Origin of the sequence: Castellaniella sp., assembly GCF_041677825.1 — a bacterium.
Lineage (GTDB): Bacteria > Pseudomonadota > Gammaproteobacteria > Burkholderiales > Burkholderiaceae_B > Castellaniella.
Map to the genome: position 1 here is coordinate 33,288 of NZ_JBAYPG010000019.1, position 11,946 is coordinate 45,233.

The window sequence follows — 11,946 nt, forward strand, 5'->3', positions numbered from 1 at the left end:
AAGGTGGCTTCAACGGCATAGTAGTTGCCATCCATACCCTTGGCCGCGAATTGCTGTGTCAGGGTATTGCCTGCCTGGTGCGCCGCGTCGGCATTGTTGATGTCGTTACGGGCGAAGAGGCCAGCATCGAAGTCGATCGTTATATCAGCGGGCGTGCCTTGATTATAGGTATGGGTAACGGCGCTGGTCGAAGCGGGCTGACTGACGCTGAAACCAATGTCATTACTATCCACGACAGTCCCTGAAGCCGTGCCGTTTGCGGCGACAGTGATCTGGTAGTAGCCGTCGTCATTACCGCCAGTGACATGGGCATAGTATTGATCATTGCCAGCATCATAGACAATATCCTGTATAGCGGCCCCTGCTCCTGCCCCATTGAGATCAACCGAGCCGAAATCAATCTTTGCGGAGTATGTTGTTGCGCCAGCAGGCAAGGCGGCCTGCACATTGTTTGGATCCAATGTTGCGGTAGCGTTGCCCGACCCATCGACACTGATTTCGTAGTAGCCGTCTTCGCTCGAAGTATCTGAGTTCTTGACTTCGACGTAGAATTTGCCGGTGGAACCGTCATGTGAGATGTTGCCAATTTCTGCATTGCTGTCAAGGCCGGTCAGAACAATGCCCGTCACGTCGCCATTGAAAGGCTCCGCGGCCCCTATCAGTGTCACCTGGCTGCCAGCCCCGTTCGTGCCATTGGTAAAGCCAGCGCCCGTGGTCTTCGTGTCAATCGTTGCGTCTACTGATTGGTAAGAAATCGGGTTGTTGCTGAGATCGTTGCGATCGACGATGGAGCTGGTATCTGAACTGTCCCAGAACCATTGCCCGGTAGACGTGTTTTGGGTCACAATATAAAAATTACCATCGGACGCTTCGATGGCATTCTTGCTTGGATCTGCGGTCAACGCATAAACATCATAAGTGCCCCCCCCATTTTGAACTGCAGTGATACCCGACCCTGATGGAGGGTTGCTGGCACCTGCAAACGCGTTGGCCTGCACGGCCACGGTTTCTGTACTGCCGGTGATGGTGGTCGAGCCCTGGCCCGCGGTAGCGCTGGTGATGTTGGTGACCGTGCCCAGGCTTGAGCCGTTGATGTTGAATGTGCCCAGCCCCAGGGTGGATGCGTTGATTTGCTGCAGACCGATGTGGATGATTTCGTTGTCATTCATGCCGACCTGGATGGACATACTGTTATCTTTCGAAAGTACCTTGATGCCATTGAATTGCGTTTGATCGGATACTCGGTTGATTTCATCGAGGCGCTGCTGGATTTCAGATTGTATTGAATTCAAATCGGACTGCGAATTGGTGCCATTGGCAGCCTGAACTGACAGTTCGCGAATGCGCAGCAGGTTGTTGTTGATTTCGTTGAGCGAACCTTCGGTGGTCTGGGCGATGGAAATGCCATCGTTGGCGTTGCGCGCCGCCTGCGACAGGCCCTGGATGTTGGCGGTGAACCGGTTGGCGATGGCCTGCCCGGCGGCATCGTCTTTTGCGCTGTTGATGCGCAAGCCCGAGGACAGGCGCTCGATTGCCGTGCCCAGCGAATTCTGGGACTTGTTCAGATTGTTCTGGGACACCAGAGCAAGGTAGTTGGTATTGATGACAGCCATGAGAGACTCCTTTCAGGGTAAATCGGCGCGTCGGACGTTGATTCGGGAACACCCGGGATCGGGTTCGAGACTTGCCTGGAAACCGGTCTGGCTGGCCCTGGCGACGTTTCGTGTCCCTATATATCGGGTTACGGCCATCTCGCGGAAAAATTTAGCCGGGAGGCCTTCAAAATCACCAGAGTCAGGGTATATACTGAGTTCAGCTGTTCATATCCACAGTCTATCGAGGGGTGTCATGCAATTATTGGGCTCCGGGCACAGCCCGTTCGCGCGCAAGGTGCGCATCGTTCTGGCCGAAAAGAACATTCCATACGAGTGGGTGGCCGAAGACGTCTGGTCGGCCGACACAAAAATGTCGGCGGTCAACCCGCTGGGCAAAGAACCCTGCCTGGTCACCGACTACGGTGAAGCCATTTTCGACTCACGGGTGATCGTCGAATACCTGGATCAGGCATCCACGGCCAATCCGCTGATTCCGCCGCGGGGGCGGGCCCATCTCGAGGTCCGGCTCTGGGAAGCCATGGCCGATGGCCTGATGGACGCGGCCACCACCGCGCGCCTCGAGCAGACCTGGAAGGGGCGCCGGGCCACCGAGCGCTCGCAGGCCTGGATCGAGCGCCAGATGAAGAAGGTGCACGATACCCTGCAGGTCATGGAGCAGCGGCTGGCCGGTGGGTCGTGGTGCATCGCCGGGGGGCACCTGACCCTGGCCGATCTGGGGGTGGGCAGCGCGCTGTCCTACCTTGACTTCCGCTTTCCGCAGCTCGGCTGGCGCACATCGCACCCGGGCCTTGCGCGCCTGTACGATGCCCAGCTTCAGGTACGCGCCAGTTTTCAGTCTACTGCCCTGAGCGACCACTGAGTCTGATCCGCTTCGGGTGCCCGGGGGCATTGCGGCTTCAGCGGGCAGGGGCGCCTGGTTCGCCCCCAATTTGCCGTGCCGGGCGACACGACGGTGGTAGCCTTTTCAGTTGTGTGGGCCGCCGGGTTGCGTGGCCTGGCGGTATTGGGCCGGTGTCAGGTCGGCGTGGCGTGCAAAGAAATGGCTGAAGTATCCCGGGTCGTCGAACCCCAGCTGGTACGCAATGGTATTGATGTTGCGATCAGTGTATGCCAGCAGGCGCCGGGCTTCGAGCATGACGCGCTCTTGCACGATCTGCTGTGGTGTGAGCCCCGAAATGGCCTGGCAGGCCCGCTGCAGGGTGCGTTCGCTGACCGACAGGTGCGGCGCATAATCGCTGATGCGCCTGTGGGTGGCGTAGTGTCGTTCGACCAGGGCATGGAAATCCTGGTACAGGGCCCAGTGCTTCTGGTCTGACAGCGGGGCCAGCGCATTTTCGGCCGGCTGCTGGCGGGCCAGCTCGACGAAGATCTGCAGGATATGCGAAAAAAAAGCGGCCTGATAGTGGTCGCTTTTTTTGCGGTATTCGTGCCAGAGCGAATCAAACAGGCGCGCCATGACGGGGTCCGTTCTGCTGGCCGCAACCGGTATCAGGCGGGGCGGCTCGAGCACCCAGGCTTTCAGCTGCTGCAGGTGGGCCGCCACGTTCAGCATCAGGCCCTGGCTGAGCGTCAGGGCCATGCCACGGGCATCTGGCTCTACCCGGAATGCATGGATGGCGGGCGCTGGTACGACAATCACCGCCGGCGCCCCGACATCCAGATAGCGGCCTTCGAGAAGCGCATGAATGCTGCCTTCGCCGACCCAGATCAGATGGGCGAGATCCAGATGGCGGTGGGCCTGCATGGTGTCCTGCAGCCGAACGCGGAAGTCGGCCAGGGTTTCCATGTGCACGTAGTTGGGCTCGACCGCCATGTATTTCTGGCCGTAGAGCGCGTAGGTCGGTAGTGCGATGTCCATGACGGGAAAACACGAGCTTTTGTCGGAATTTTCCATTCATGTTAACCCAACAATCGTCGATACTAAACGGAAATTATTACAAGCGTGGTTTTTTGAATCGTTTTGCAGCATCTTGTGGCGCTTGATCGGGTGTTCGCATTCCTTTCATCGTAGCAAATCGTAACTGTAATGACAAATTATGTACAGGGGTAGGCAATCTACATGAAAAACATCAAGATCAGCACTCGCCTGTGGCTGGCGTTTGGTTTCATTCTGTTTCTTTCCGTGCTGCTCGTGGGCGTCGCATTGTGGAACATGCAGGTCATGCTGGGCCACCAAGACGACATCCGCCAGCGCCAAGAAATCCAGACTGTGCTCAACGAAATCGAAAGCCTGGTGAAGATCAAGGATCCCATGGTATATGGCTATGCCGTGGCGCCCAATGCTGAATCCGAGCGTTTTTTCAAGAACGGCGAAGCCGCCACCACCCAGCAGCTCGGGCAGGCGGTCCAACGGGCCGATGGCCTGATCAGCGAGCCCGACGCCCGGGTCCTGTACGACGATCTGGTGGTGCGTCGAAATCAGTACATCAAGACCGTCAACGACATGGTGATGCAGGCCAAGCACACGGGGCGCGACGAGCAGATTTTCGATGCGATCAACGGTCCCCTGGCCACCGTGCAGGCGCAGTTTCTCGACAGCGTGCAGGCGCTGGTGGGCCTGCAGAACGAACGGGTGCGTGAAGCAGTCGCGCAGTCTGCGGCCACCAACCGGCTCAGCGAGCAGATCCTGTGGCTGGTGGGCGCCCTGGTGCTGCTTTTTGGCAGTATCACGGGCTGGCGCATCAGCCGTGCGATTACCGTACCGCTGCATACCGCCGTCACGCTGGCCCAGCGTGTCGCCCAGCGCGACCTCAGCCAGGCCGTGCAGGTGCACGGGCGCGATGAAATCGGCCAGCTGATCCAGGCACTCGAAGACATGCAGGGCGGGCTGAGCCAGGTCATGCGCGAGGTCCGCGAAGACTCTGATTCGGTGGCCCTGGCTGCGTCGCAGATATCGGCCGGCAACCTCGACCTGTCCTCGCGCACCGAGCAACAGTCCAGTTCCCTGGCCGAAACCGCTGCCACCATGGAAGAAATCACCTCCACGGTGCGCCAGAATGCCGATAATGCGCAGCAAGCCAATTCCCTGGCGGGCGATGCCAGCCGCACCGCCCAGACGGGCGGCGAGGTCATCAGCGGCCTGGTGGCCACCATGGGCGAGATCAACGTCAAGTCACAGCAGGTCACCGAAATTGTCGGCGTCATTGACTCCATCGCTTTCCAGACCAACATTCTGGCGCTCAATGCTGCGGTCGAGGCCGCCCGGGCGGGCGAGCAGGGGCGCGGCTTTGCGGTGGTGGCCTCCGAAGTGCGGGCATTGGCTCAGCGCAGTGCCGAGTCGGCCAAAGAGATCAAGGCGCTCATCACCGCATCAGAGCAGGCGGCCCAGCACGGCAATGAACAGGCGCAGCGGGCCGAAGCCTCGATGCAAGAGGTGGTCGACAGCATCCGCCGCGTCACCGACATCGTCGGCGAGATCAGCGCGGCCAGCCAGGAACAGACCACGGCCATCGAACAGGTCAACTCTGCCGTGGCGCAAATGGATGACGTCACGCGCCAGAATGCCAGTCTGGTCGAAGAGTCCGCCGCGGCGGCCACCAGCCTGCAGGAACAGGCCGATACACTGGCCGGCGTCGTGGCCACATTCAGGTTGCGCGAATTGGCTGGGCAGGCGGGCAGGCACGCGGCTGGGGCAACGCACGTGCGCCGGCCCGACCACAATGACCCATCAGCCACAGTGCAGGGTACGCAAGGCGCCAGAATGCGCCCGGCCACTCACGCCGGGCCTGGCGCGGTGCGGGCCGCCCCCGGCGCCGCCAATGGGGCCACTGAGCGCAGGCGGCCTGCAGATGGGCTCTCGTCGGACATCAAGCTCGCCGCTGCCGGGGCTGGCCCCCAGAAAAAGGCACCGGCACCCTCCGAAGGCGGGCATGGCCCGCGGGCCGGCAATGGGGCAAGCCGCGCGGCCACCGACAAGGGGCGCGATGGCGTGGGCGAGTGGGCCGAGTTCTGATCTTCAGCCCGCAGTTCGCAGCCTTCAGCCCGCAGCCTGCAACCCGCGGGCTGCCGAAAAGTCAACATGGAGACGGTTGTCATGTATCAACACAACCCTGCAGTACTGAACGATGTCTACGAAATCAACCTGTCCTACCTGATGCTGGCCCAGAAGCTGCTGGGCGAAAATCTGGCGGCAGGCGCGTATCGGCTTGGTGTCGGTCAGGATACGGCAGAGTTGCTGCTTGGGCTTTCACCCGCACAAGTGGTGCGTCTGGCACAATCCAGCTCATTGGTCTGCGGCTTCAGGCTGAACGATGCGGCGTTGCTGCGGTCCCTGTGCCAGGGCACGCTCGATGGCATTCTGCAGCAGGCCCACGCCACCATTCTCCTGGCCGACCCCGCCGCCGAACTGGTCAAATGAGCAAGCCCGGCATCGCCCAGGAAGCCGCCGAAGTCCTGCTGGCCTCCGAGATGATCCAGTTGGGCGCCCGCCTGCAGGTGCTGCAAGCTGAAACCAGCCTCAGTTACGACCGGCTTTCGCGCCTGTACCGCGATGTCCGCGGGCGGTCCGCACCCAAGGGCATGCTGCCCTATTCACTCGATTGGTACATGAGCTGGCTGCCCAACATACACAGCAGCCTTTTCTACAATATTCACTGCTACCTGAAAGACAAGGCCGGGGTGGCGCCGATCCGGGCCATGGTCGAGGCCTACAAGCTGTATCTCGAGCAGGTGCAGGCCGGGTTCGTGCCCGACACCCGGTCAGGCGCCGAGCCACTGCTCAGTTTCACCCGGGCGTGGATGCTGCTGCGCTTTTTCGATAGCGATCAGCTGCAGCGCTCGCGTTGCACGCGCTGCAGCGGCCAGTTCATTGCCCACGCCCATGATCCGGATGCCGACTATGTCTGCAGCATCTGCAAGCCGCCGCCACGCGCAGGCAAGGGGCGTACGGCGGCGCCGCCGGCGCGCAGCCGGGCTGCACAGGCCCACGGACAGTGATGCCGGGCCGGGTTGCGGCAGGCGGGTTTCAGCGGGCAAGTGGCGGCAGGCAGGCTGCGAGGGGCAGGTCGCGACAGGCGGGTAGCGGTAGCTGGCACGGCGGCGGCATCTGGCCCCTATAGCTGGATCAAGGCCCGAAAATCCGCTCGAATCCAGCTTTTGGCTCCCGAAAAAGCAGCCATCATGACTGCATTCACATAAGGTCATGTCGTGTTTATTTTTATTGGGTACCTGGTGGTCGGGTTTGCCGTGATCGGCAGCTATGTGTTCATGGGCGGGCACCTGGGCGCCTTGTATCAGCCGTTCGAATTCCTGCTGATCGGTGGTTGCGCCGTCGGCGCTTATGTGGGCGCCAGCAATCTTGATTCCATCCGCCTGCTCGGCCGTGCCGTCCCCGGGGCCCTGCGCCGCGAGACCCACGACAAGGCGCTGTTCATGGACTTGCTGTCGGTGCTCTACAAGATCATGCAGCGCATGCGGCGCGACGGGCCCATGGCCATCGAGTCCGAAATCGAGGATCCGCACGCCAGCGCGCTGTTTGCCGATTTCCAGCAGATCCTGCGCAATCCGCGCCTGGTCGAATTTCTTACGGATTATCTGCGCATCATGATCAGCGGCAACATGAACGCCTTCGAAATCGAACAACTGATGGACGAAGAAATCGAGGCGGCCAAGAATGAACACAATATTCCCGTCAATGCCCTCAAGTCGGTTGCTGATGCGCTGCCTGCGTTCGGCATCGTGGCCGCCGTGCTGGGTGTGGTCAAGGCCCTGGCTGCGGTCGATCAGCCGCCCGCGGTGCTGGCCGACCTGATCTCCAAGGCCATGGTGGGTACCTTCCTGGGGATCCTGCTGTCGTATGGCTTCGTATCGCCACTGGCCTCGGCGCTCGAGCGTCAGGCGCAGGCACGGCTCAAGGCCTTCGAGTGCATCAAGATCACCTTGCTGGCGAGCATGAATGGCTATCCGCCCCCGCTGGCCATCGAGTTTGGGCGCAAGGTGCTGTTTTCATCCGTACGGCCGTCGTTTGATGAACTCGATGGCCATGTACGCGAGTTCCGGCGTCAGGCGAATTAGGATCGGCCATGGCCAGGCAGAATGAACCCGGGCGTATCGTCATTCGGCGCAAGCGCGTACATGACCACCCTGTCCATGGGGGCAGCTGGAAGATCGCCTATGCCGACTTCATGACGGCCATGATGGCGTTCTTTCTGGTGATGTGGCTGCTGTTGCTGGTGCCACGATCCGACCTGCATGAAATCGCCGAATATTTTCGCATGAGCCTGACCGAGGCCATGCAGGCCAGCGACCGCACCGGAACCACCCGCTCGGTGATTCCGGGGGGAGACCCCAGCCCGATTCCCGATCAGTTCAAACTGGATGACAGCAGCACCATCTCGCTCGATCGTCTCGATCAGCCCATGGCCTACGTGCCCGAACCCGATACCGGCGCACCCGACGATGAGGCCGACCAGCATCAGCTCGAAGACCTGAAGCGCCGGCTGGAAAGCCTGATTGCCCAGAACCCCGTACTGCAGCAATTCAGGCCTCAGCTCTTGCTCGACATGACCCCCGAAGGCCTGCGCATCCAGATTCTCGATCAGAACAACCGGCCCATGTTTGCGTTGGGCAGTGACACCGTGCAACCCTACATGCGCGACATCCTGCGCGAACTCGCGCTGCCGCTCAATACGCTGCCCAATGCCATCACGATCTCGGGCCATACCGATGCCATGCGCTATGCGCAGGGCGACCGCAGCTACAGCAACTGGGAACTCTCGGCAGACCGGGCCAACGCCGCGCGGCGCGAACTGATCGCCGGCGGGCTCGTCGAGCACAAGATCAAACGCATTCTGGGGCTGGGTGAAACCGTGAACCTGATCAAGGAAGATCCGCTGGCGGCCGTGAACAGGCGCATCAGCATCCTGGTGCTCAACCGGCAGACTGAGCGGCGCATCGATCGCCAGGATGCGATGGCGGCCCAGAATCTCGAATCGCTGCAGCTGCCAGACTTGAACCCATCCCGGCCAGCTGGCTATTCATCGGAGGCCCCATGAGCGAAGCGATGGACCTGAGCGAGTTTTTCGATACGTTCTTTGACGAAGCCGACGAGCTGCTCGAAGCCATGGAGCAGGACCTCCTGCATCTCGACCCGCTGGCGCCCGACATGGACGCCCTGGCCGCCATCTTTCGTGCCGCCCATTCCATCAAGGGCGGCGCCGCCACGTTTGGCTGTTTCGAAGAACTGGCCACCGTGACCCATACGCTGGAAAACATACTCGACCCCATCCGCCATGGGGAAATCGCCTTGCAGGCGGGCATGATCGACCTGTTTCTGGAGACCAAAGACGTGCTCAGTGCCCAAGTAGCTGCTTATCGAAATCAGACTCCGCCCGATGAGGCCGCTTACGCGCGTATCTGTGGCCAGTTGCAGGAACTCGCCCGCAGCGCGGGTGCAGCGGTGTCCGTCGATGTACCGGTGCGCGTGCGCATCGAGCGCCTGGCCGACAAGGATGTGGCTGGCATGGTGCATGAAATGGCGCTGATGGGTACGGTGCTGCACGAGCGGCGCGATGGCAGCGACTGGTCGGTCTGGCTGCAGACATCCGTGCCCGAGGATGACCTGGCCGCGGTGTGCTGTTTTGTGGTGGATGCCAGCCAGGTCCGTGTCACGCGCGAGCCCTTGCCGGCCGTCGGCGGGGCGCAGCCAGCGCTCCCGGCGTCTTCCGAAGCGGCGTCTTCCGATGTGCACGATGGCGGCACGGCAGTTGCGTCGGCGCCGGGCCCGGGCGCGCGCGACGCCACGCGCGACGGCCCGGCCAAAGAGCGCGGTACCATCCGGGTCGGTGTGGAAAAGGTCGACCAGATCATCAACCTGGTGGGCGAGCTGGTCATTACCCAGGCCATGCTGGCGCAAAGCACGCAGGGGCTCGATGCGATCGTGCACGATCGTCTGCTGGGCGGCATCGAGCAACTCGATCGCAACGCACGCCACCTGCAGGAAGCCGTCATGTCCATTCGCATGGTACCGATGGACTACGTATTCAGCCGCTTTCCTCGCGTGGTGCGCGAAAATGCCGGGCGCCTGGGCAAGAAGATCCGCCTGGAAACATACGGCCAGGCCACCGAGCTCGACAAGAGCCTGATCGAACGCATCATCGACCCGTTGACCCATCTGGTGCGCAACAGCCTCGATCACGGCATCGAGTCGCCCGCCGAACGTGAAGCCCAGGGCAAGCCCGCCGAGGGCGTGCTGACCCTGACGGCGCAGCACAGCGGCGGCCATGTGGTGATCGAAGTGCGCGACGATGGGGCCGGGCTGAATCGCGATCGCATCCTGGCCAAGGCCCGCGCCGCCGGCATGGCGGTCAGCGAGGCCACGCCGGACGAAGAACTCTGGCAACTGGTCTTTGCGCCGGGGTTCTCGACGGCCGAGCAGGTGACCGACATATCGGGCCGCGGCGTGGGCATGGACGTGGTACGACGCAACATCCAGGCCCTGGGTGGACACGTCCAGTTGTCGTCGCAGGCCGGGGCGGGGACCACGACCCGTATCGTGTTGCCGCTGACGCTGGCCATTCTCGACGGCATGTCGGTCAAGGTGGGGGCCGAGACCTTCATCTTGCCGCTCGGGCATGTGAATGAATCGCTGCAGGCCAGTGTCAGCCAGATCCGCGAACTCTCGGCAGGCGAGCAGGTGCTGCACGTACGCGGTGAATACCTGTCCATCGTACCCCTGCATCAAGTGTTTCAGGTGCCTGATGCCGAAACCGATCCCACCCGGGCGATTGCCGTCATCGTGCAGGCCGAGGAATTGCGCTTTGCCCTGCTGGTGGATCAGCTCGTCGGCCAGCACCAGGTGGTGGTCAAGAACCTGGAGGCCAACTACCGCAAAGTGGCGGGCATTTCAGCCGCCACGATTCTGGGCGACGGCAGTGTGGCCTTGATCGTCGACATTTTTGCCCTCATGCGTCAGGTGCGGCCCGTGGCTACAGCCGATCTGACGAATTGACCCACTTTTCAGCCCCCATGGAGTCCACATGAACTCAGTCCATACCACGTCCCGCGACGATTCGGCTCTGGATCATGAATTTCTGGTTTTTGCCCTGGCCCAGCAGGAATACGGCATCGACATTCTCAAGGTGCAGGAGATTCGCGGCTATGACGAGCACTCGGTGACACGGATCGCCAACGTGCCGTCGTTCATCAAAGGGGTGACCAACCTGCGTGGGGTCATCGTTCCGGTGGTCGATCTGCGCGTGCGCCTCAACCTCGAGCAGGTCAGATATGACGAGCATACGGTGGTCATCATTCTGAACATCCATTCGCGGGTGGTCGGGATCGTGGTCGACGCGGTCTCGGATGTACAGACCCTGAAACCGGCCCAGATCAGTGCGGCGCCGCAGTTCGGTTCGGCCTTTGCCGCCGAGTACCTGACCGGCATCGGCACGGCCGATGACCGCATGCTGATATTGATCGATATCGAGGCCTTGATGACCAGCCGTGACATGGCGCTGATCGATCACGAGATCGAGCATGCCGGCTGACATGCCAGCGGACAGCAATCAATTGTTTCCAGGCCAGCAGGCCGCATGGTCGCTCGCCAGTCTGGATGCGGGGCAGCTTGAACGGGCGCAGCAGCTGCTGCGCAGGCACTGCGGCATGGTCCTGGGGGCTCACAAGCGCATGATGGCCGAGCGGGTCTTGCGTGAGCGCATTGACCAGACGGGTGCCCGGGGTGTCGCGGCCTACCTGGATGGCCTCGAATCAGATGCCGGGCACCCGGAATGGGAACACTTCGTCAACGCCTTCATGATCAATCACACGGCGTTTTTCCGCGAAGATTATCATTTTCCCATTCTGGCCGAGTTCGTGCGCTCCCGGCCCCGGCCTGTCGATGTCTGGTGCGCCGCCGCATCCACAGGCGAAGAGGCCTATTCCATTGCCATGACCTTGCGCAGCGTGTGCCCGGGCTCGTTTTCGGTCTGGGCCACCGATATCGATACCGAAGCGCTGGCCCAGGCCCGCGCGGCAGTCTATCCGCTCGAACGCGTGCAGTCGATCCCGGTTGACGTACTGCGGACCTATTTTCTGCGCGGGCTGGGGGTCCAGCATGGTTTTGCGCGTGTGCGCCCCGAACTGGCGGCCTATGTCACCTTCCAGCCGTTCAATCTGGCCAGCGCCCATTGGTCGGTACACCAGCGCTTCGATGCAATCTTCTGCCGCAACACCATGATCTACTTCGATCGTGCCCTGCAGGAAAAGATCCTGCGCCGTTTCGTGCATTGGCTCAAGCCCGGCGGGCTCATTTTCGTCGGCCATTCCGAAAGCTACACCGACCTGCGCGACTGCGTCCGCCTGCAGGGCAAAGCGGTCTACACAAAGGCAGGCTGAG

10 protein-coding genes and 2 pseudogenes are annotated in these 11,946 nt (G+C 61.6%); 9 read left to right on the forward strand and 3 right to left on the reverse strand.

Annotated elements, in window-relative coordinates; translation table 11 throughout:
* Window positions 1–179: 179 nt before the first annotated feature.
* Window positions 180–1,004 (reverse strand): annotated as a pseudogene (locus WCY17_RS09235) (hypothetical protein); the annotation flags it as partial.
* Window positions 1,005–1,099: 95 nt separating this feature from the next.
* A pseudogene (locus WCY17_RS09240) lies at window positions 1,100–1,613 on the reverse strand (flagellin FliC); the annotation flags it as partial.
* Between the two features lie 235 nt (window positions 1,614–1,848).
* Here WCY17_RS09240 and WCY17_RS09245 point away from each other — a divergent pair.
* Window positions 1,849–2,475 (forward strand): glutathione S-transferase N-terminal domain-containing protein, encoded by a 627-nt coding sequence (locus WCY17_RS09245; RefSeq protein ID WP_372701891.1) that lies wholly within the window; start codon window positions 1,849–1,851, stop codon window positions 2,473–2,475.
* Between the two features lie 105 nt (window positions 2,476–2,580).
* Here the strand turns inward: WCY17_RS09245 and WCY17_RS09250 are convergent, their stop codons facing one another.
* On the reverse strand, window positions 2,581–3,474 hold the full coding sequence (locus WCY17_RS09250) for an AraC family transcriptional regulator (RefSeq protein WP_372701892.1): 894 nt from the start codon (window positions 3,472–3,474) through the stop codon (window positions 2,581–2,583).
* Between the two features lie 201 nt (window positions 3,475–3,675).
* Between WCY17_RS09250 and WCY17_RS09255 the strand changes: the two genes are divergently transcribed.
* The 8 genes from WCY17_RS09255 (at window position 3,676) to WCY17_RS09290 (ending at window position 11,945) form a co-directional block, all read left to right on the forward strand.
* Window positions 3,676–5,568, forward strand: a complete 1,893-nt coding sequence (locus WCY17_RS09255; protein WP_372701893.1) for a methyl-accepting chemotaxis protein — start codon at window positions 3,676–3,678, stop codon at window positions 5,566–5,568.
* A gap of 81 nt (window positions 5,569–5,649) precedes the next feature.
* Window positions 5,650–5,973 (forward strand): flagellar transcriptional regulator FlhD, encoded by a 324-nt coding sequence (gene flhD / locus WCY17_RS09260; protein WP_372701894.1) that lies wholly within the window; start codon window positions 5,650–5,652, stop codon window positions 5,971–5,973.
* Window positions 5,970–6,551 (forward strand): flagellar transcriptional regulator FlhC, encoded by a 582-nt coding sequence (flhC, locus tag WCY17_RS09265; RefSeq protein WP_372701895.1) that lies wholly within the window; start codon window positions 5,970–5,972, stop codon window positions 6,549–6,551. Before flhD ends, flhC begins: the two co-directional genes overlap by 4 nt.
* Before the next feature lie 210 nt (window positions 6,552–6,761).
* On the forward strand, window positions 6,762–7,628 hold the full coding sequence (gene motA / locus WCY17_RS09270) for a flagellar motor stator protein MotA (RefSeq protein WP_372701896.1): 867 nt from the start codon (window positions 6,762–6,764) through the stop codon (window positions 7,626–7,628).
* Window positions 7,629–7,636: 8 nt separating this feature from the next.
* Window positions 7,637–8,608 carry a flagellar motor protein MotB gene (gene motB / locus WCY17_RS09275; protein WP_372701897.1) on the forward strand — a complete coding sequence of 324 codons (972 nt, stop codon included), beginning with the start codon at window positions 7,637–7,639 and terminating at the stop codon, window positions 8,606–8,608.
* Window positions 8,605–10,563, forward strand: coding sequence for a chemotaxis protein CheW (locus WCY17_RS09280; protein WP_372701898.1), 1,959 nt, complete (start codon window positions 8,605–8,607; stop codon window positions 10,561–10,563). Before motB ends, WCY17_RS09280 begins: the two co-directional genes overlap by 4 nt.
* Window positions 10,564–10,591: 28 nt before the next feature.
* Window positions 10,592–11,098, forward strand: a complete 507-nt coding sequence (locus WCY17_RS09285) for a chemotaxis protein CheW (protein WP_372701899.1) — start codon at window positions 10,592–10,594, stop codon at window positions 11,096–11,098.
* A gap of 1 nt (window position 11,099) precedes the next feature.
* The gene (locus WCY17_RS09290; RefSeq protein WP_372701900.1) at window positions 11,100–11,945 is read left to right on the forward strand and encodes a CheR family methyltransferase; all 846 of its coding nucleotides are present in this window, start codon (window positions 11,100–11,102) and stop codon (window positions 11,943–11,945) included.
* Window position 11,946: the final 1 nt, after the last annotated feature.

Coding starts and splice junctions, on each gene's coding strand:
- WCY17_RS09245 (WP_372701891.1), top strand. CDS start 1,849: ATGCAATTATTGGGCTCCGGGCACAGCCCGTTCGCGCGCAAGGTGCGC.
- WCY17_RS09250 (WP_372701892.1), bottom strand. CDS start 3,474: ATGGACATCGCACTACCGACCTACGCGCTCTACGGCCAGAAATACATG.
- WCY17_RS09255 (WP_372701893.1), top strand. CDS start 3,676: ATGAAAAACATCAAGATCAGCACTCGCCTGTGGCTGGCGTTTGGTTTC.
- flhD (WP_372701894.1), top strand. CDS start 5,650: ATGTATCAACACAACCCTGCAGTACTGAACGATGTCTACGAAATCAAC.
- flhC (WP_372701895.1), top strand. CDS start 5,970: ATGAGCAAGCCCGGCATCGCCCAGGAAGCCGCCGAAGTCCTGCTGGCC.
- motB (WP_372701897.1), top strand. CDS start 7,637: ATGGCCAGGCAGAATGAACCCGGGCGTATCGTCATTCGGCGCAAGCGC.
- WCY17_RS09280 (WP_372701898.1), top strand. CDS start 8,605: ATGAGCGAAGCGATGGACCTGAGCGAGTTTTTCGATACGTTCTTTGAC.
- WCY17_RS09285 (WP_372701899.1), top strand. CDS start 10,592: ATGAACTCAGTCCATACCACGTCCCGCGACGATTCGGCTCTGGATCAT.
- WCY17_RS09290 (WP_372701900.1), top strand. CDS start 11,100: ATGCCAGCGGACAGCAATCAATTGTTTCCAGGCCAGCAGGCCGCATGG.